General features: G+C 69.7%; 14 protein-coding genes. 4 read left to right on the forward strand and 10 right to left on the reverse strand.

Translation table 11 applies throughout. The features are described from left to right. A partial coding sequence (locus IZR01_RS29105; RefSeq protein WP_194925716.1) for a WD40 repeat domain-containing serine/threonine protein kinase occupies positions 1-3,386 on the reverse strand: 3,386 nt, incomplete at its 3' end. Between the two features lie 78 nt (positions 3,387-3,464). Here IZR01_RS29105 and IZR01_RS29110 point away from each other — a divergent pair. Beyond that, positions 3,465-4,349 carry a tetratricopeptide repeat protein gene (locus IZR01_RS29110; protein WP_194925717.1) on the forward strand — a complete coding sequence of 295 codons (885 nt, stop codon included), beginning with the start codon at positions 3,465-3,467 and terminating at the stop codon, positions 4,347-4,349. 67 nt (positions 4,350-4,416) lie between these two features. Here the strand turns inward: IZR01_RS29110 and secY are convergent, their stop codons facing one another. The 4 genes from secY to IZR01_RS29130 form a co-directional block, all read right to left on the reverse strand. Further along, complete coding sequence (gene secY, locus IZR01_RS29115; protein WP_194925718.1) at positions 4,417-5,778, reverse strand: preprotein translocase subunit SecY; 1,362 nt, start codon at positions 5,776-5,778, stop codon at positions 4,417-4,419. A gap of 55 nt (positions 5,779-5,833) precedes the next feature. After that, positions 5,834-6,346: a hypothetical protein gene (locus IZR01_RS29120; RefSeq protein WP_194925719.1), complete on the reverse strand. Its 513-nt coding sequence runs from the start codon at positions 6,344-6,346 to the stop codon at positions 5,834-5,836. Between the two features lie 108 nt (positions 6,347-6,454). After that, positions 6,455-6,958: a SigE family RNA polymerase sigma factor gene (locus IZR01_RS29125; protein ID WP_194925720.1), complete on the reverse strand. Its 504-nt coding sequence runs from the start codon at positions 6,956-6,958 to the stop codon at positions 6,455-6,457. Between the two features lie 200 nt (positions 6,959-7,158). Further along, positions 7,159-8,184: an alpha/beta fold hydrolase gene (locus IZR01_RS29130; RefSeq protein ID WP_323747129.1), complete on the reverse strand. Its 1,026-nt coding sequence runs from the start codon at positions 8,182-8,184 to the stop codon at positions 7,159-7,161. A gap of 236 nt (positions 8,185-8,420) precedes the next feature. Here IZR01_RS29130 and IZR01_RS29135 point away from each other — a divergent pair, with 236 nt between their 5' ends. After that, entirely contained in the window at positions 8,421-10,277 is a 1,857-nt protein-coding gene (locus tag IZR01_RS29135) for an alkaline phosphatase family protein (protein WP_194925721.1), read from the forward strand. Positions 10,278-10,508: 231 nt separating this feature from the next. On the opposite strand, the gene IZR01_RS29140 is transcribed toward IZR01_RS29135, so the two are convergent. Then, complete coding sequence (locus IZR01_RS29140; protein ID WP_228560459.1) at positions 10,509-10,934, reverse strand: winged helix-turn-helix transcriptional regulator; 426 nt, start codon at positions 10,932-10,934, stop codon at positions 10,509-10,511. Between the two features lie 196 nt (positions 10,935-11,130). Here IZR01_RS29140 and IZR01_RS29145 point away from each other — a divergent pair, with 196 nt between their 5' ends. Next, a complete protein-coding gene (locus IZR01_RS29145) occupies positions 11,131-12,342 on the forward strand; it encodes a phosphotriesterase family protein (protein WP_194925723.1) in 1,212 nt (403 codons plus the stop codon). Then, entirely contained in the window at positions 12,339-13,196 is an 858-nt protein-coding gene (locus tag IZR01_RS29150) for a PaaX family transcriptional regulator (RefSeq protein WP_194925724.1), read from the forward strand. Before IZR01_RS29145 ends, IZR01_RS29150 begins: the two co-directional genes overlap by 4 nt. Positions 13,197-13,243: 47 nt before the next feature. On the opposite strand, the gene IZR01_RS29155 is transcribed toward IZR01_RS29150, so the two are convergent. From IZR01_RS29155 to IZR01_RS29170, 4 genes are all read right to left on the reverse strand, one after another. Then, complete coding sequence (locus IZR01_RS29155) at positions 13,244-14,092, reverse strand: amidohydrolase family protein (protein ID WP_228560455.1); 849 nt, start codon at positions 14,090-14,092, stop codon at positions 13,244-13,246. Positions 14,093-14,164: 72 nt separating this feature from the next. Continuing rightward, complete coding sequence (gene boxB, locus IZR01_RS29160; RefSeq protein WP_194925726.1) at positions 14,165-15,583, reverse strand: benzoyl-CoA 2,3-epoxidase subunit BoxB; 1,419 nt, start codon at positions 15,581-15,583, stop codon at positions 14,165-14,167. Between the two features lie 5 nt (positions 15,584-15,588). Beyond that, positions 15,589-17,271, reverse strand: a complete 1,683-nt coding sequence (boxC, locus tag IZR01_RS29165) for a 2,3-epoxybenzoyl-CoA dihydrolase (protein WP_194925727.1) — start codon at positions 17,269-17,271, stop codon at positions 15,589-15,591. Between the two features lie 154 nt (positions 17,272-17,425). After that, entirely contained in the window at positions 17,426-18,304 is an 879-nt protein-coding gene (locus IZR01_RS29170) for an oxidoreductase (RefSeq protein WP_194925728.1), read from the reverse strand. Between the last annotated feature and the right edge of the window lie 61 nt (positions 18,305-18,365).

Here is an 18,365-nt window from a genome sequence, read left to right on the forward strand (position 1 = left end):
TCCCAATCCACCGCCCACAACTGAAGCGACCCATCCGAGTGCCCCACCACCAGCGTCTGGCAGTCGTCGCTGAGCGCCAGCGCGTCCACCATCGACAGGCCGCGCAGGCGGCGGACCGGTTCGGGGCCGGGGTTTCGCAGGTCCCAGATTCGTACCTGCTCGTGGGTGTCGCCGGTCAGGGCGATGCGGCCGTCGGGGGAGAGGGCGGCGGACAGGACGCGCCAGTCGGTGGTGGGGAGGGTCCGCAGGGTGGAGCCGTTCGTGGCGTCCAGGAGGTGGGTGCCGTTGGCGCCGGCGGCGAGGATTCGTGAGCCGGTTGCGTCGGTGGCCAGGGCGCTCCAGTCGGCGCGGGGTTCGTGGAGTTGCCACAGCGGGTCGCCGGTGTCGGTGCGCCACGCGAGGAGCGTGTCGTAGGTGCATGCGACTGTCAGTGTCTCGTCGCGGCTGAGGGCCAGGGCGGTTGCGGGGAGATCGAGGGGGCGGGTCCAGATCGTCTGGCCGGTGGTCAGGTCCCGGGCCTGGATGGTGCTCGCGGGGGTTCCATGCGTGCACTGATAGGTGATCCGCTCCACCGGCGGCATGCGGGTGAACTTCATGGCGGCCAGGCCCTCGCTGGTCTCGCCGGTCGGCGTGGTGGGGGCGACGGTGATCAGCCGTGTGGCGTCCATGCTCAGGTATGCCTCGACCGCCTCGGGGATTCGGACATTGAGTTCGTGGCCTTCGAAGGTGCCGAGGATGTGCAGTCGCGCCGCCTTGCCGTCGCGGCTCATCAGCAGCAGGTAGCGGCCGTCGGCGGTGACGCGCATCAGGTATGGCGCGGTGATCCAGCGGGTGGAGCCCTGCTCGGCGTGCTCCAGATCCCAGCGCGTGACCCGGCCGTCGGCGTTGGCCGAGAAGCCGGTGCCGCCGTCCGGGCTGACGTGGACGGCGTGGGTCCAGCCCCGTCCGGTGCGCTCGCCCAGGGTCGACACCAGGCGGATCCCGGTCAGCGTCGTCTTCTCGCAGGACTCGCTCAGCAGCCGCCAGGCCCGCGTGGTCTCCGGCAGCAAGCGGTGGCCGGGCAGCTCGCGCATCTCCCGGACGGCGTCCAGGGCGGCCGCGAGGTCACCGGTGCGCCAGGCCCGCTCGGCGTCGGCGGTGAGTACGGCCGCGCGCTCGGCGGCGACCGACGCCTCGATCTGGAAACGCAGCTGTGAGGGCCAGTAGGGGCTGGGGTTGGTCGGGCTCGGCCCGGGGCGGAGTTCGGCGGAGCCGTGGACGCCGCCCACGAAAGCCATGGATCCGTCGGGGCTCCATGCGATCGTGCGCGCGGCGCCGGGAAGCGGCTCGTCGAAGGTGCGAAGGCAGCGGCCGGCGGCGATGTCCCAGAGCCGGAGCCGGTCTTCGTTCCCTGACGTGAACGCGTACGCGCCGTCGGGACTCAGCTGCGCGAACTCGGCCTTCCTGCGGAAGCCGTGCCACTCGCGCAGCTTCTGCGCCGGCCTGGTCCGCCAGAGCTCGAAGCGTCCGTCCGCGTGGCAGATCAGGGCACTGGTTCCGTCCAGGCTGATGTCGGCCGCCCCGATGACGCTGTCGCCGGCCGGGATCTCGGCGAGGACCTCGCCGGTCACCGGATCCCACAACAGCGCCCGCTCGTGGCCGAACGCGACGGCGGTCTGGCAATCCTGGCTCACCCGCAGGCCGTAGGACTCGACCGACGTCTCGCTCATCACGCGGTCCCGGGCGATGTTCCAGACCAACACGGTCGTGTCACTCGCGACGATCGCCATGCCCGAACCCGGGCTGAGCCACACGGAATGCACCGCGCCGTCCATCCGGAGGACGCCGGACCGGCCGCCGACCAGATCCCGCCATCGCGCCGTCCCGTCTTCGCCGCCGGTGAGCAGGACATCGCCGGATTCGCCGAGGGCGATGCCCTGGATGAGCCCGCGGTGACCGGTGTCCGTCAGCAGAGGCGTCACGTCTCCGGTGACGGGATTCAGGAAACTGATATCAGAGCCGCTGTTCGTCCGGTCGGTCGCCACCACGACCCGGCTTCCATCGGCGACCCAGGCCGCGCTCAGGACGTGGTCGCTGAAGGCGGGGAAGTAGGGTGTCACCGGGCCGGGATCGGCGCGTGCCAATCGGTTCCGAAGCTCCTCGGCGTCGGCCGTCGGCGCCAGGTCGAGCACATCCGTGCTCTGAGTCCGGGCGCCGCCCAGGTCCCCGCTCTCCAGCAGCACCAGGCACTTCAGATACCCGGCGACCCAGCCGTCGGGATCGGTGTCGGCCGCGGCGTCGAGCTGCTGGAGGATGGTCTCGTCGGTGAGCCCGCCCCGGCGCCAATGCCAGATCCCTGAGTTGTAGAGGGTCGGCAGGTGGTGCGGCTCGGTGGCCAGCGCCTTGCGCCACGTCTGTTCGGCCTCGGCCGGGCGATCGAGGTCGACCAGGGACAGCGCCCGGTTGTTCAGCACGTCGCCCAGGCTCCGGACGGTCGGACGGTACGCCCGCGGATAGGCCCGCCCGAGCTCGCGCTGGTAGACGTCCTTCAACGCGTCGGCGACCGCGATCATCCCCTGCGGCCGCTCTTCAGGGTCCGGTGCAAAGCACTGCGACAGGAGATGCGTGACGCCGACCGGCATCGCAGGATACTGCGGATCCGGATCACTCAGGAACGCTTCCAGCGCCTCTGCCGCGATATGCCCGCTGATCCAGGAGATGCCGCCGCAGAACATCTCCAGCACCCCGACGGCCCAACTCCACACGTCCGTCTGCCGGGTCACCCGCTCGCGGCGGAACTGCTCCGGGGAGCAATACGCGGGCGTCATCCCGCGATAGGTGACGACGCCGGCATCAGATGCCTGCCCGGCCTGACTAGGCGCCACCGCGCGCGTCGCCACCGCGCGCGCCTTGGCCAGCCCGAAGTCCGTGACCTTCAGCGTGTCGTCACCGGCCACCATCATGTTCGACGGCTTGACGTCCTGGTGGACCAGGCCCTGCCCATGCGCCGCCGCCAGCCCCCAGGCCGCCTGGATCGCGAAGTCCAGGATCCGGGCCAGGACCGATTCCTGCGAGCCCTGATACAGCCGGCCCTCGCCGATCCACTGCTCCAGATCGGAGCCCGCCACGTACTCCGCGAAGATCCGCGGCACGCCCTCGATCATCCGGACGTAGTGGCAGGCCACGACGTTCGGATGCGGATCGAGCGTGACCCACGCTTCGGCCTCGCGCACGAAGCTCTCCCGCGCGGCGGCGTCGTGCAGGACGCCCGGCAGCGCCGACTTCATCGCCAGGTCGATACCCCACCCGAGGTGGCGGACCCGGTGCACCTCCCCCATCCCGCCCCGGCCGAGCAGGCCCACGACGGCATAGTGGTCGGCGAACGCGTCGGCAACAGGCACCGTCATCGGCGCGCCCCCCGACCCCATCGGTGGTGTGCGACGATGGGTCGCACGCCCCGAGCCTGCACAAACGGGAGTGATGTCATGCTGCTCAAATGTACCGGCGAGAACTGCGAGCGTCTGCTCTCGGTCTCCCGGATCCCCGGCGGGAACCCGGTCGTGGCCCAGAGCCCGGAGCTGGTCACCGCCGATTTCCTGCTCTGCGCGGACTGCGGCGCCGGACTGTGCGACCGCTGCCTGGCCGGCAAGACCGGCCTGTTCAGCCAGCCGCAGTGCGCGGTGTGCGGCGGCGAGATGCGCAAGCCGGACATCGCGAAGCTGCTGCCGCCGCCGGGACGCCGGCCCGCCCCGCCGCCGGACGACGGCTTCCTGCGGCACTTCGACGAAGCGCGCGCCCTCCAGAAGGCGGGCCGGAATGCCGAGGCGCTGGCCGAGTTCGAGCAGGCCGCCGCGATCCGGCCGCAGGAGCCGATCGTCGAGGTCGGGCGGGCGACCACGCTGTGGCAGCTGGGACGGCTGGAGGAGGCGCTGGCCGCCTTCGACCGGCTGGCTCGGCATCGGGACGACGACCCGCAGCTGCACTGCTTCCGGGCCGAGATCCTGCGCTCGCTGCGGCGAGATGACGACGCGGTCGCCGCCTATCAGCAGGCGCTGGCCATCGATCCGGCGGTGCTGGACGACGACCTGCGGGCCGCGAAGTTCACGGCGTCGAGGCTGATGGGCGCCGAGCGGTTCGGCGAGGCCGAGCCGGTGATGCGGCGGTTGGCGGCTGGCGGCGACGTCACCGCGGTGCTCAACATCGGCTACCTGTGCGCCCGCACCGATCGGATGGGCGAGGCGCAGCAGTGGTATCAGCGTGCTGCGGACCTCGGTGACCCGGACGCGATCGAGTTCCTGCGGAGCAATCCGTTCGGCGGACAGTCGGAGGAGCAGGGGCGCAAGGGGCGGCGTTGGGGGCGCAAGGGCTGAGGGTGAGGGTGGGGCACTGAGCCGGCCGACGCTCAAGGGCGGTCGTTCACCGGTCACCAGCCGTCGCTCATCGCAAGAACCCCTCGTAGTTGTGCTGCTGGAGCTGCGACTCGATCTGCTTCACGGTCTCCAGGCCGACCCCGACCATGATCAGGATCGTGGTGCCGCCGAACGGGAAGCTGGCGGTCGCGTGCAGCCGGTCCAGGGCGATCATCGGGATCGCCGCGATTATCGCCAGGTAGAGCGCGCCGGGCCAGGTGATGCGGGTCGCGATGTAGTGCAGGTACTCGACGGTCGGCCGTCCGGAGCGGATGCCGGGGACGAAGCCGCCGTACTTCTTCATATTGTCGGCGATCTCCACGGTGTCGAAGGTGATCGACATGTAGAAGAACGCGAATCCCAGGATCAGCAGCAGGTAGGAGAGCGTGTAGGTCAGCGGGTAGCCGTGGATCGTCGTGGTGAGGTTGCGGTTGATCCAGCCCTGCCAGCCCCGGGTCGTCGTGCTGCCGCCGGTCAGGCCGACCAGCATCACCGGCATCTGGAGCAGCGACGAGGCGAAGATGACCGGCACCACGCCGGACTGGTTCAGCTTGAGCGGGATGTACGTCGAGGTGCCGCCGTATGCGCGCCGGCCGACCATGCGCTTGCTGTACTGGACCGGGATCCGGCGCTGGCCCTGCTCGACGAAGACGACCGCGGCGACCACCAGCATCCCCAGCGCCAGGACGGCGGCGAACACCGGCCAGCCGCCCAGGGTGTGCGAGTTCAGCTTGATCGCCCACAGTGAGCCGGGGAACCTGGCGGCGATCGAGGTGAACATCAGGACGGACATCCCGTTGCCGACACCGCGGTCGGTGACCAGTTCGCCCAGCCACATCAGCAGCGAGGTGGCGGCCGTCATGATGATCACCATCACCGCCATGCCTTCCCAGGTCACGGTCGGGTAGAAGACGGCGACGCCGTCGCATTTCTGGCCGAGCAGGTAGCCGGGGTTGTTGCGGGCGGCGGTCAGGGTCATCGTCGATTCCAGGACCGACAGGCCGATCGTCAGGTAGCGCGTGTACTGGGTGATCTTCGCCTGCCCGGTCTGGCCTTCCTTCTTCAGCGCTTCCAGGCGCGGGATCACGACGGTGAGCAGTTGCAGGATGATCGACGCCGTGATGTAGGGCGTGATGCCGAGCGCGAAGATGGATAGTTGCTGGAGGGCTCCGCCCGAGAACAGGTTCAGCAGGCCGAAGGCCTGGCTGCCGCTGCCGCTGCCGGAGCCGGACCGGGACGAAGCGCCGGTGCACGCGGCCAGCGTCCGGGTGTCGACGCCGGGGAGCGGGAGGTGCGCGCCGAAGCGGTAGAGGGCCATGATGGCGAGGGTGAATAGTAACTTTCCTCGCAAATCGGGCATGCGGAACGCGCGGAAGAACGCGGTGAGCATCGACGGCCCTCCGTGGGGGTTGAGATCTAGAGTTTTTGTTCGGGGGTGGAGCGGGCTACATCCAGGCGGCCGCTCTGAGGAAGGTCAACGTGCCACGGTGCGCCGCCCGCCAGGTCGCGACGGCGCTGGCCACCGACGCGGTGACCGTGGCTGTGGGCATGGCCATGGACATGTCCAGCGTGTCCAATGCATCTGAGGTGGCCGACATGTCCGGTGTGTCCGACGTAGGCGTCGGGAACAGGTCGGTCGGAGTCCGCGCGCCGGGCAGATCGGGCAGGTCAGGTCCCTGATTGCCGCCATACGTGCCGCTGCCGGGGATGTTGGCCGGACGCGCCGACGTCCCCGAGTCGTTCAGCGCGTAGGCGGTGCCCAGCCCGATCGCCGCCGCGGCCGCCGCCGACCCGACGGCCTTGCCGACCATCCGGTGCCGCCGGACCCGCCGGCCGCGGTCGAGCGCGCGGCGGGTCAGGGCGTCGATGTCGGGCCGGCACTCGGCCGCGGTGGTGTCGAACGCGGCGCGCACCGTTCCGGTGCCGTCCGCGGCGGTCTCGAAGATGTCGGTGGACACAGCCCGGCCGTCCTTCCTTTTGGTGCGTGTACTGGTGCGCGTACTGGGTGCGTGTACTGGGAATCTGCGTCTGTTCGGATCTGTGTCAGTTCGGACCTATAGCGGTGGCTAGCCGGGCAGTCGTTCGGGGAACACCTCACTGAGCGCGACCCGCAGCCGGCCCAACGCCCGCGAAGACTGGGTGCGGACCGAGGCGGAGCTGATGTGCAGCACCGCCGCCACGTCCTCGACGCTCAGGTCCTCCCAGTACCGGAGCACGACCACCGCCCGATCCCGCGCGGACAACTGCGCCAACTCCGCCAGCAGCGTCAGCCGCACCGTGGAATCGACGTCCTCGATGACCCGCTCCGGCGGCTCCGCGATCGGCTGCTCCGAAGAGCGCTTGCGCCGCCGCTGGCTGATGAAGGTGCGGGTGAGCACGGTCTGGGCATAGGCCGCCTGATTCTCCACCTTGCTGACCCGCCGCCACGCCACGAACACCTTGACGAGCGTGTCCTGCATGAGGTCCTCGGCCAGGTGCCAGTCCCCACCGGCCAGGAAGTACGCGGTGCGGAAGAGTCGGGCCCCGTGGGCGGCAGTGAACTCCTGGAAGGCCTGCCGATCATCCTTCATCTCCTCTGCCTTCATCGCCCGCGCTGGTTGACGTCCACATAAGGTTCAACGCGCGGAGGCGGGCGCCGTGTGACAGGTTCGGGCGAGGAATTCTCGAGGCTGCTGAAAAGCCAGGTGGTGGGCGACGGGAAGCTGACGCGCCACTGCGGCTCTCAGTTGACGCGCAACTACGGCTCCTAGCTGACGCGCCGCTGCGCCTTTCAGCCGGCGCGCGCCTCCAAAGCCGCGACCGCCGCGGCCACCGCCGCCGGGCTGTTGACCGAGGTGAGGTGCTGGGCACCGGGGATGATCGTCGGGGCCGGGGCGCCGATGCGGGCGGCGGTGGTCTGCGGCGAGTGCGGGGGATAGGAGGAGTCGGCGCCGCCGAACACGACCGCCTTGGGGATCGGGAGCGTGGCGAGTGCGGCCAGCCGGGACGGAGGCAGGCCGGCCACGCCGAGGTTCACCATGCTCCACAACGATTCCTCGGCGCCGGGGACCTCCAGCGGGCGCCGCCACTGGTCCAGGCCCGCGGCGTCCAGCTTCGGGCAGCCGGAGCCGCAGGTGGCGCCGTAGATCGCGCGGATGACGGTGTCGGAGCGGATGGCCAGGCGCATCAGGGACGTGCGATAGGGGTTGAGGAACAGGTGCGTCAGCGGGGTCTTCTGGCCCGCTCCGGTGGCCAGTCCGTCGCCGTCGAGGAACATGACGCCGCCGACGTCGGCCGGCTCGTCCAGGGCCGCCAGGGCGCTGACGGCCGCGCCGCTGGAGTGGCCGACGAGGATCGGCCTGGCCAGGTGCAGGGCCTGGATGAAGGCGTCGACCTGGCGGGCCTGGTGGCCGACGTCGAAGGGGGCGACGCGCTGGGTGTAGCCCCAGCCGTCGACGTCCAGCGCGTAGACCCGGTGGCCTTGCGCGGCCAGCAGCGGGGCGAGGTACTGCCAGGTGTCCGCGGATTCGACGAAGCCGTGGACCAGGACGATCGGCGTGCCGGTCGTGCCCCACTGGCGGTAGCGGGTCCGGACGTCGCCGGCCTGGACGTAGGTCAGGCCGGAGGGGACGGAGGCGCTGGCGTTGGTGGCGGCGTTGTACGTGGTGGACAGGAAGGTGCCGGCGATGAAGAACGCTGCGACGGTCTTAGCCAGTCGCCGCAGCCAGCGCCGCCGACGCGAGCGGTAGCGGATCAGCGGTTCGGCTTCGATGTCTTCGGCCGGGTGTTCGCCGAGATCCGTTGTACTCACATCCACTCACCAGACGATAGTCGGCGCTGCGCTTGGAGAGTGTGGAGGCTGACATGACCCTGGCCGTCCGTGGCGGTCGGCGCTACGGTGCCCAAGGACCGGAGTTGGTCAGACAACTCGGTGTTGGCTATACAACTTCGATCCGTTCACCGGGCACAGATCTCCCGTCAATGTCACCGCCGCATAGTCGTGTCCCGGCCGGCCGAAGTCGGCATCACAGTCGCCGTCGGAAAGGATCCTGTATGAGTTCCCGAACCGCGAGAGGCGGCCGGGCCGCGCTGGTCGCCTCGACTGCCGCGCTGGCCCTGCTGGCCGGCGTCATGTCCGTGACGACCGCCCGCCCGGCCCAGGCCGCGACGGACCGAACCGCGGCCGCGGCCGCGACCAGCGCAAACCTGCTGGTCGACCCCGGCGCCGAGGACGCCGCCCAGTGCTCGTCCGACGGCCTGGACGGCATGACGATGCCGGGGTGGACGATCGCCGCGGGCGAGCCGAACGCCGTGTGCTACGGCGCCTCCGGCTACCCCGACGCGAACACCCCCGGCTCGCCCGACCGCGGCAGCCAGTTCTTCGACGGCGGTGCCACCGGCGACTCCGACCTGGCGCAGACCGTCGACGTCTCGGCCGCCGCCTCGGCGATCGACGCCGGGGGAGTCCCGTTCGACATGTCCGGCTGGCTCGGCGGGTACGCCGACCAGAACGACCGCGTCGGCATGACGGCCACCTTCCTCGACGGCTCCGGCGCCTCGCTCGGCACCTCGGCCATCGCGCCGGTGACCAACACCGACCGCGGCAACACCACCGAGCTCCTGCAACGCGACGACGCCGGGACGCTGCCGGCCGGCACCCGCTCGATCCGCGTGGACCTGGCCTTCACCTGGACCGCCGGCAACACCACCGACGGCTACGCCGACGACGTGTCGCTGACGGTCGGCGCCGACGTGCCCACGCCGACCCTGACCGCCCCGCCGTCCTCGGTTCCCGGCGGCTACGACCACGTCTTCGTGGTCTACATGGAGAACCAGGACTACTCCGGCATCGTCGGCAACACCTCGCAGGCTCCATATATCAATAGCCTGCTGTCCCAGGGCACGTCGCTGAGCCAGGCCTACGCCACCACGCACCCCTCCGACCCCAACTACGTGGCGCTCGCCGCCGGCGGCCTGTACGGCCTGCACGACAACAGCATCGCCACCACCACGATCAACGCCCCGAACCTCGGCAACAGCGTCGAGGCCGCGGGCAAGACGTGGAAGACGTACGTGGAGAACGAGAACGGCAACTGCGACTACTCCTCGCACGCCTACTACGCCCCGGACGACGTGCCGTTCACGTTCTTCCAGGACTTCAAGTCCGACGAGTCGGCAACCGGCTACTGCGCCCAGCACGACCAGCCGCTCACCCAGATGACCACCGACCTCAAGTCGACGGCCACCACCCCGAACTTCGTCTGGTTCGAGCCGGACGACTGCGACGACATGGAGTCCTGCGGCGTCACGGCCGGCGACACCTGGCTCCAGAACACCCTGCCGACCATCTTCGACTCCCCGGCGTGGACCCAGCAGAAGTCGTTGCTGATCCTCACATGGGACGAGAGCTCCAGTAAGTCCTTCGGCCAGGGCTATCCGAACAACATCCCGACCCTGCTGCTCGGATCGCAGAACTCGGTGAAGGCCGGCTACACCAGCTCTCAGCGCACCGACCAGTACGGTCTGGCGCGCACCGTGGACCAGGCCCTCGGCCTGGCCCCGATGACCAACAACGACACCTACGCGGCCACGGTCAACGACGCCTGGGGCCAGAACCAGAACACCGCCTCGACGCTGACCACCGCGACGCCGACTGTGACCAACGGCGCCTCGGTCACCTTCAACTACACGACGCCGGCGGCCACGAACAGCGCGAAGAACTGGATCGGCATCTACAAGCCCGGCGACACCCCCGGTACCCAGGGCTCCACCGCCTGGCAGTACACGCCCGGAACCAGCGGCAGCAGCACTTTCACCGCGAACTACGGTCCGGGTGACTACGAGGTCTACTACTTCGATAACGATGGCTATACGGTGCTCGCCGGGCCGATCGGGCTCACGCTGAGCTAGTAGGCCAGCCAGCCAGCCAGCCAGCCAGCGAGCCAGCCAGCCAGCTAGCCTCCGGCTCCGGCTCCGGCTCCGGCTCCGGCTCGGGCTCCGGCTTGGGCTCCGGCTTCGGGTTGCGGTTCCGGCTCCGGCTTTGGCTCCGCGAGTCTCATCGCTGGACCAGCCATCCGGTACTCCGGTACCGGGTGGCTGCTTCGTGCTGGCTACGGTTTCCTCGCGCCTGCCCCACACCCGTCACCGCTGCGCTGTCTCGATCGGCTGCGGCTCGCCGAGTGCCGTCTGCTCCGGACGCACCGGGCTGCCGTCGGGCCGGGCATAGGCCAGGTGTCGCAGGGGCTCCCCGGTCCGCTGGTCGAGCAGCGGCCGGTAGTCCTCGCCGGGGTCGAAGGCGTGGCGCTCGCCCCACTGGCGCAGCGCGATGATCACGTCGAACAGGTCGGCGCCCTTCTCGGTCAGCGCGTAGGCCTGGTAGGCCGAGGTGTCCGCGGCCGGCTCGGTGCGCAGGATCCCGGCCTCGACCAGGCCGGTGAGCCGGTCGCTCAGGATGTTCTTGGCGATGCCCAGGCTGCGCTGCAACTGGCTGAAGCGGCGCGGGCCGTCGAAGGCGTCGCGCAGGATCAGCAGTGTCCACCGGTCGCCCACCAGGTCGACGGTGCGCATTACCGGACACAGCTTGGTGTCGGTCTGCTGCTCGCTGGCCACGGTTCCTCCTCGGGTGCACTCGGGGGTCATCCGGTTGTGAAACAAGACTACATCGGTGGCAAATTGAAACAAACTCTTCCTGGACGCTGGACGCTGGCCGCCGCCCGGGACGGTTCGGCAGCCGCCGAAGTGGTCGGCGGCTAGCGTGCGGGGCATGGAATCGAGCCAGGCCGTGTGCCGGACGGTACGCGGCGATGTGGATCCCGGCGGCCTCGGTCGCGTGCTCACCCACGAACATCTGCTCTCGCTGCTGCCGGGGCCGGGAGTGCTCGGCGGCCCGGCTGGCGCCGCCGAATTCGACGCCGCCGATTTCGACGCCACCGAATTCGACGAGGCGCGGATCGCGGCAGCGGTGGCGGCCTTGAGCGGCCTGCGGGCGTCGGGCTTCGGAACGGTCGTCGATCTGAGCCCATACGGAGACGCCGGACGGGACGCGCACGGCGCGAACGCGGCGCTGCTCCCGCGTATCGCCGAAGCGAGCGGGCTGCACGTCATCTCGGGCACCGCCACCTATCGCGCCGAGTTCAGTCCCGAGTGGGTCAGGCGGGCCGGCATCGACGAGCTCGTGGACCGGTTCGTCGCGGACGCCACCACCGGCATCGGCGAGAGCGGGGTGCGGGCCGGAATCCTCGGCGAGCAGCCGACCAGCGAAGGCCGCGTCCTCGAGCACGAGGAACGCGGTCTGCGCGCGGTGGGCCGCGCGCATCACCGCACCGGACTGTCGATCAACACGCACACGACGCACGGGACGATGGCCCTGGAACAGATCGATCTCCTCCAGGAAGAGGAGGTGCCCCTGGACCGGGTGGTGATCGGTCACATGGACAACCATCCCGACCTCGACTACGTCCGCCGCGTCCTCGACCGTGGCGTGACCGTGGGCTTCGACTCCATCGGCAAGGAGTACTGGGACGTGCGCCGGCCCCCGCCGGACGGCCGGCAGCCCGATAGTCGGCCCGACAGCCAGCCCGACGGCCGCTTCGACAAGCCGGCGATCAAGCAGTCGGACCGCACCCGGGCGCACCGGCTGGCCACGCTCGTCGCCGAGGGATACGCCGACCAGATCGTCCTGTCCCAGCACCTGACCGGCGGCCAGATGTGGCTCAACCCCGCCACGCACGGCCGCCACGGTTACGGCTACCTCGGACGCGTGTTCCTGACGCACCTCGGCGAACACGGCATCAGCTCCGACGCCATCGACAGGATGCTGATCGCCAACCCGGCGCGGCTGCTCGCGGTCGGCCATTCGTCCACCGAGCCAATTCGCTCACCGAGCCAATTCGCCCACCGAGCCAATCCGTCCGCCAAGCTAGTCCGTCCACCAAACCAAGACGTACCGAGCCATCCTTGTAGAATGGCCCCATGAGCGCGGACGATGATCTGGAGCCCGTCCCATCGTTGACGCGCCGCCAGCAGACCGGAGCCCGCAGCGCCCGCTCGCTCCTGCTGACAGTGCTCGGTGAGTACGTCCGCCCCGGCGGCGTCCCGGTGTGGACCTCCACGCTGCTGCACGTGGCGGCTGGCCTCAACATCGAGGAGAAGACCGCGCGGCAGGCGCTGAACCGGATGGCGCTGGACGGCTGGATCGGGACCGAACGCGTCGGCCGCCGCGTGCGCTGGGCCCTGACGGCGCACGGGACGGTCCTGCTGACCGAGGGCGCGGAGCGGATCTACTCCTTCGGCCGGGACCGCGAGTCCTGGGACGGCCGCTGGCTCGTGCTGCTGGTCAGCGTGCCGGAGACGCAGCGGGATCTGCGTCACCGGCTTCGCAACAGCCTGACGTGGGCGGGGCTCGGCAGCCCGGCTCCCGGGGTCTGGGTCAGCCCGCACACCACCCGCGAGGCGGAGGCCAAACAGATCGTCGAGGAGCTGAGCCTGCAAGCCGAGGCGATCTCCTTCTGCGGCCCCTTCGCCGGGGTCGGCTCGGAGCGCTCGATGGTGGAGCTGGCCTGGCACACCGGCGAACTGGCCGAGGCGTATGAAGACTTCCTCCTCCAGTTCGCCGGCCTGAGCCCGAAATCCCCGGACGAGGTGCTGTACGCACAGATCCGCCTGGTGGACGAGTGGCGGCGCTTCCCGAGCCTGGATCCGCAACTGCCGCCGGAACTGTTGCCGCCACAGTGGATCGGGCTGCGAGCCGCTAGCGTGTTCGAGGACTTACATCAGAGATGGAACACAGCGGCCCAGGCCCACTGGTCGGAGCTGGCGGCGCAGGAGTAGGGGAGCTGGGAGCTGCTGCCCCAGGCGGCGCGCCCTCGGGCTCACCCTCACCCCGTCGGCTTCAGGTTGTAGACCTGCGCGGCGTTCCCGCCGAGCACGAGTGCGGCGGTCTCCTCGTCGGGGCAGAGCTCTGCGACAGCCCGGGCGTTGCGCGCGATCCCGGGCACTCCGGGCCAGTCCGTCCCGAAGATCATCTTCCTGGTAAGCCGCTGCCAGCTGTGCTGCGCGTAGTAGGTGCGCAGCCGAGAGGGCGGCAGCCCGGACAGCTCGATCCACACCCGCTCGTTGGTCAGCGCCATGAACGCGGCCGCGTCGTACCACCAGCCGCGCCCGCCGTGGGCCAGTGCGATGTTCAGCGTGCGGAAGTCGCGCAGCACGTCGTCCAGAAACAGCGGGTCCGCGTACTTGTTCATCGACCCGGGGAACGTGCTGGTGCCGCAGTGCACCACCAGCGGGATCCCGGCCGCCTGACAGAGCTCGTACGCCGGGTACAGGCTGGGGTCGTTGGCGGCGACCCCAGCGTGCACCGGGTGGAGTTTGCAGGCGACCGCGCCGAGGTCCAGCTGTCGCCGCAACTCCTCCTCGATCGGATAGTGCAGGTGCGGGTTGACGTTCGCGATCGCCTTGATCCGCGCCGGGTTCGCGGCCGTGAGCGGCAGCAGGTCCTCGATGGGCTGGATCCCGGTGGCCTTCGGGCTGTACTCGGCCAGTACCAGCGCGATGTCCACGCCTTCGCGCGCCAGGTACCGTTCGAAGGCCGCCGGGCGCACGGTTCCGGCGTCGTCATACACCTCGCCGAGCACGTCCGGATCGCCGAAGTCGTCGGCCCAGGCCTGCCAGGCCGGTTTGAGCGTGGGCAGCCGGGCGGCGTGCAGGTGCACGTCGATCAGTGTCATGCCGTCGAGCATCAGCGGGCCTGATCTCCTGAGGGGCAAAGGAAACGAGACAACGGGGAGGAGCTATGGGCGCTAGGCGAGATGTACGTACTCGTATTCGAACGGCCTACCGTTGATCCCCACCCGCGGCGGGGCGATCCACGCGGCGATCCTCCCACGTTCGTGGACCGGCTTCATCAAGGAACGCACATACGTCTTGTCGACGTCGGTCGGCAGGAACTCGCCCTCGCGCCGCTCCCACTCCTCAGCCGACACCAACTCGCCCTCCGGAGTCGCCTCGATCCCGGAGAACGCCCCGACCCGCCGGTTGAACGCGATGTGCGGGAGCCGCAGCCGCTGCGGCAGGTCCGCCTCCTGAAGGATCCGGTTCCAGCGGTTGACGCCGTTCTGGCAGTCGCCGATGTACTCGCGCCGCAGATCCGTGTTCAGCCCGACCAGCGCGGCCACCTCGGTCTGCCCGACATTCCCGTCGATCAGCGCGTCGACCAGGAACGAGTCGTCGGTCAGCCGGTGGTCGTCCTTACGCCGCCCCTCGGCCCAGCGCCCCTTGATACCGGCGGTGAAGTAGTTCGCGACGTTAGTGGACGTCTCCGAGCCGAACAGGTCCAGCGAGACCGAGTAGTGGAAGTTGAGGTACTTCTGGATCGTGTTCAGCGGGATCGCGCCGTACGCCACGACGTCATCGGTCTCGTGCTCCCGCATGAGCTGCGCGGTGCGCGCCACGATCCGGTCGATGCCGGTGGTGCCGACGAACATGTGGTGCGACTCCTCCTTCAACATGAACTCGCAGGTGCGCGAGAGCGGGTCGAAGGCGGACTCCTTCAGCGTGCCGAGCTGGTACTTGCCGTCCCGGTCGGTGAAGTAGGTGAACATGAAGAAGCTGAGCCAGTCGGGCGTCTCCTCGTTGAAGGCGCCGAGGATGCGCGGGGATTCCAGGCTGCCGGAGTTGCGGTGCAGCAGGAGTTCGGCCTCCTCACGGCCGTCGCGGCCGAAGTGCGCGTGCAGCAGGTAGACCATCGCCCACAGGTGTCGGCCCTCCTCGACGTTGACCTGGAACAGGTTGCGCAGGTCGTACAGGCTCGGGGCGGTGGCGCCGAGGTTGCGTTGCTGCTCGACGCTGGCCGGTTCGGTGTCGCCCTGGATCACGATCAGCCGTTGCAGATCGGCGCGGTATTCGCCGGGCACCTGCTGCCAGGCCGGCTCGCCGCGGTGCTGGCCGAAGCCGATGCGCCGGTCGGGGTCGCGTTCGGCCAGGAAGATGCCCCAGCGGTAGTCGCGCATCGCGACGTGTCCGAAGTGGGCCCAGCCCTCGCGCCCGACGTTGACCGCCGTGCGCAGGTACACGTCCTGCGTCGGCAGCGTCGGGCCCATCGACTCCCACCAGGACAGGAAGTTCGGCTGCCAGGACTCCAGGGCCCGCTGCAAACGGCGGTCCTCGTGCAGCTCGACGTTGTTCGGGATCTTCTCGGAGTAATCGGCGGCGGTCGTCATCGCCCTCACACTCGCTTCCGGTCGAAGTCGGCACGCTTGCCCGTCCCGTACACGCGCAGCGCGCCGTCCGGGCCGGAGGCGTTGGGCCGGGTGAAGATCCAGTTCTGCCAGGCCGACAGTCGCCCGAAGATCTTCGTCTCCAGCGTCTCGGGTCCGGCGAACCGGTAGTTGGCCTCCAGTCCGGTCAGCGCGTCGGGGCTGAAACTGGCGCGCTCCTCGACGGCGATGCGCACCTCCTCGTCCCAGTCGATGTCATCGGGGACGAAGGTCACCAGGCCGAGGGTCTCGGCCTCGCTCGCACCCAGCGCCTTGCCCTCGGCGTTCGCGGCGGCCGCCAGGCTTTCGTCATCGCCGTAGAAGCGGGTGGCCAGGCGGCTCAGGCCGTTGCCCATCGGCAAGCGGCCGAAATTGATCCGGCCCAGGGTGATGGCGGCCGGCTCGGCGTCCGGGTCGAGCTCCTCGAACACCCCGGTGAGCTGGAAGGAGCGGTCGGCCGCGAGTGCGAGTTCCAGCAGCGAGCCGGCGAAGCAGCTGCCCGGCTCGACCAGGGCGATGAGGCTGCGGCTGGTGACGTCCAGCCGTTTGAGGGTCCGGCCCAGATACAGCAGGATCTCCTTGACCAGCCAGTCGTCGGCGTTCTCCAGCAGCAGCGCGTCGTAGGCCAGAACGCGGTCGGAGTCGCCGTGCGTGCGCAGGACCCACGTGCCGATCTCCGGCTCGTTCGTCCGCAGATCCAGGATCAGATCGTCGAGTTCCCGGGTCAGCGCCAGCGGCCAGAACCTGGCGCCTTGGGCGTGGACGTCGTCGGCGTCGGCGTCGGCGTCGGCCGGAGCGTCAGTCTCGGGCCCCAGCACCGTGATCTCGGCGACCCCGCGGTCGTGATCGATCTGAGTCCTGACATACAGGTAGTCGATGTTCTCGTCGGTGCGCACCTTGGTGAGTTCGGTCAGCTCCAGACCCTGCGCGCCGGCCGGCCGGTTCGAGCGCGCGGCGAGTTCGGCGGCCCGGGCGGCGACCGTCTCGTCCCACACCGGCCGCGGCACGGCCTCGTCCACCAGCCGCCACCGCACCGCCTTGGCGCCGGTCACGCCCTCGGCCCGGGTGGAGAAGTAGTCCGCGAGGTCGCGCCGCACATGCCGCTTGTCGACCACGCGGGTCAGACCGCCGGTCCCCGGCAGCACCCCGAGCAGCGGCAGTTCCGGCAGCGACACCGCCGAGGAACGGTCGTCGACCAGCATGATGTGCTCGCAGGCCAGCGCCAGCTCGTACCCGCCGCCGGACGCGGTGCCGTTGAGCGCGGCCAGGTAGGTCTGGCCGGAGTTCGCGCTCGCGTCCTCCATCCCGTTGCGGGTCTCGTTGGTGAACTTGCAGAAGTTCACCTTCCACGGATGCGAGGAGGCCGCCAGCATCCGGATGTTCGCCCCGGCGCAGAACACCTTCTCCTTACCGCCGGTCAGCACGACCGCCCGCACCTCGGGGTGCTCGAACCGCAGCCGCTGCACCGCGTCGTAGAGCTCGATGTCCACGCCGAGGTCGTAGGAGTTGAGCTTCAGCTCGTAGCCCGGGACCAGCCCGCCCCGCTCGTCGACGTCCATCGTCACGGTGGCCACCGCGCCGTCGAAGGCCAGGCGCCAGTGCCGGTAGCGGGACGGTTCGGTACGGAAGTCGATGCGCTGGCCGTCGGCCATCAGGCACTCCTTCGTCGGGCGTCGATAAAACTCTACATAAGTCTCCAGTCGCGTCAAGGGTGCGTAGTATGTTGCGGGTAGTGTTCAGGCAGCCCGGTGCGCTGCGTCGGCCCTCGGTCGTCGGTTCTCGGTCCTCGACCGTCGGTACGGCGAATCAGTGCACTGCCGCAGCCTTGCCGAGTGTGGCGCGCGCCGCGTCGTCGAGCTCCACGCTCGCGGCACCGAGGTTCTCCCTCAGATGTGCCTGGGAGCGGGTCCCCGGAATCAGCAGCACGTTCGGCGCCAGATCGAGCAGCCAGGCCAGCGCCACCTGCGCCGGCTTCACCCCGAGCCGCGCGGCCACCGCCGAGACCGCCGGAGCGGTCAGGCCGTGCCGCCCGCCAAGCGGGAAGAACGGCACGAACGCGATGTGCCGCTGCTTACACAGCGCGAGCACGTCAGCAGAACCCTGATCCGTCAGATTGAACAGGTTCTGGACACAGACGATGTGGGTCTGCTCCGTGGCGCGCGTCAAGTGCGACGCCGAGATGTTGCTCAGCCCGATGCCGTCTATCAACCCCTCGTCCCTGGCCTTGATCAGCGCCGCCAGCTGCGCGTCGAAGCGCCGGCCGGGGGCGGCGCCGTCCATCAGCCGCAGGTTGACCGCGGCCAGCCGGTCCACGCCGAGCGCGGTCAGGTTCTCCTCGATGCTCTGCCGCAGCTGGTCCGGCTCGTCGAACAGCAGCACCGCGCCGTGCCGGTCGCGCCGGGCCCCGACCTTGGTGACGATCGCCAGATCGGCCGGATACGGATACAGCGCCTCGCGAATCAGTTCATTGACGACGCCGGGCCCGTAGAACTGGGCGGTGTCGATGTGGTTCACCCCGGCCGCGACCGCCGCGCGCAGGACCTCCAGCGCCGCCTTCCGCTGACTGGACCCGCCCAACACCTTGTCCCCGGACAGCTGCATAGCGCCGTAGCCGACGCGTCGGACCAGCCAGATCCCCAATGTCTGGACGCCGGCCCGGTCGATGCTGTACGCGGATCCCGCCATGCTGTGGTGCCTCCTGGCAGTGGGAAGAGTCGCTACCGATCCGGGACCGTCATACGGCTGT

The organism is Catenulispora pinisilvae (genome assembly GCF_015356865.1).
Classification (GTDB): domain Bacteria; phylum Actinomycetota; class Actinomycetes; order Streptomycetales; family Catenulisporaceae; genus Catenulispora; species Catenulispora pinisilvae.

Excerpts from the sequence above, each read along its gene's own strand:
- boxB (WP_194925726.1), bottom strand. The coding sequence starts at position 15,583 with ATGACGACCGCCGCCGATTACTCCGAGAAGATCCCGAACAACGTCGAG.
- boxC (WP_194925727.1), bottom strand. The coding sequence starts at position 17,271 with ATGGCCGACGGCCAGCGCATCGACTTCCGTACCGAACCGTCCCGCTAC.
- IZR01_RS29155 (WP_228560455.1), bottom strand. The coding sequence starts at position 14,092 with ATGACACTGATCGACGTGCACCTGCACGCCGCCCGGCTGCCCACGCTC.
- IZR01_RS29135 (WP_194925721.1), top strand. The coding sequence starts at position 8,421 with ATGAGTTCCCGAACCGCGAGAGGCGGCCGGGCCGCGCTGGTCGCCTCG.
- IZR01_RS29140 (WP_228560459.1), bottom strand. The coding sequence starts at position 10,934 with ATGCGCACCGTCGACCTGGTGGGCGACCGGTGGACACTGCTGATCCTG.
- IZR01_RS29170 (WP_194925728.1), bottom strand. The coding sequence starts at position 18,304 with ATGGCGGGATCCGCGTACAGCATCGACCGGGCCGGCGTCCAGACATTG.
- IZR01_RS29110 (WP_194925717.1), top strand. The coding sequence starts at position 3,465 with ATGCTGCTCAAATGTACCGGCGAGAACTGCGAGCGTCTGCTCTCGGTC.
- IZR01_RS29145 (WP_194925723.1), top strand. The coding sequence starts at position 11,131 with ATGGAATCGAGCCAGGCCGTGTGCCGGACGGTACGCGGCGATGTGGAT.
- secY (WP_194925718.1), bottom strand. The coding sequence starts at position 5,778 with ATGCTCACCGCGTTCTTCCGCGCGTTCCGCATGCCCGATTTGCGAGGA.
- IZR01_RS29150 (WP_194925724.1), top strand. The coding sequence starts at position 12,339 with ATGAGCGCGGACGATGATCTGGAGCCCGTCCCATCGTTGACGCGCCGC.
- IZR01_RS29125 (WP_194925720.1), bottom strand. The coding sequence starts at position 6,958 with ATGAAGGATGATCGGCAGGCCTTCCAGGAGTTCACTGCCGCCCACGGG.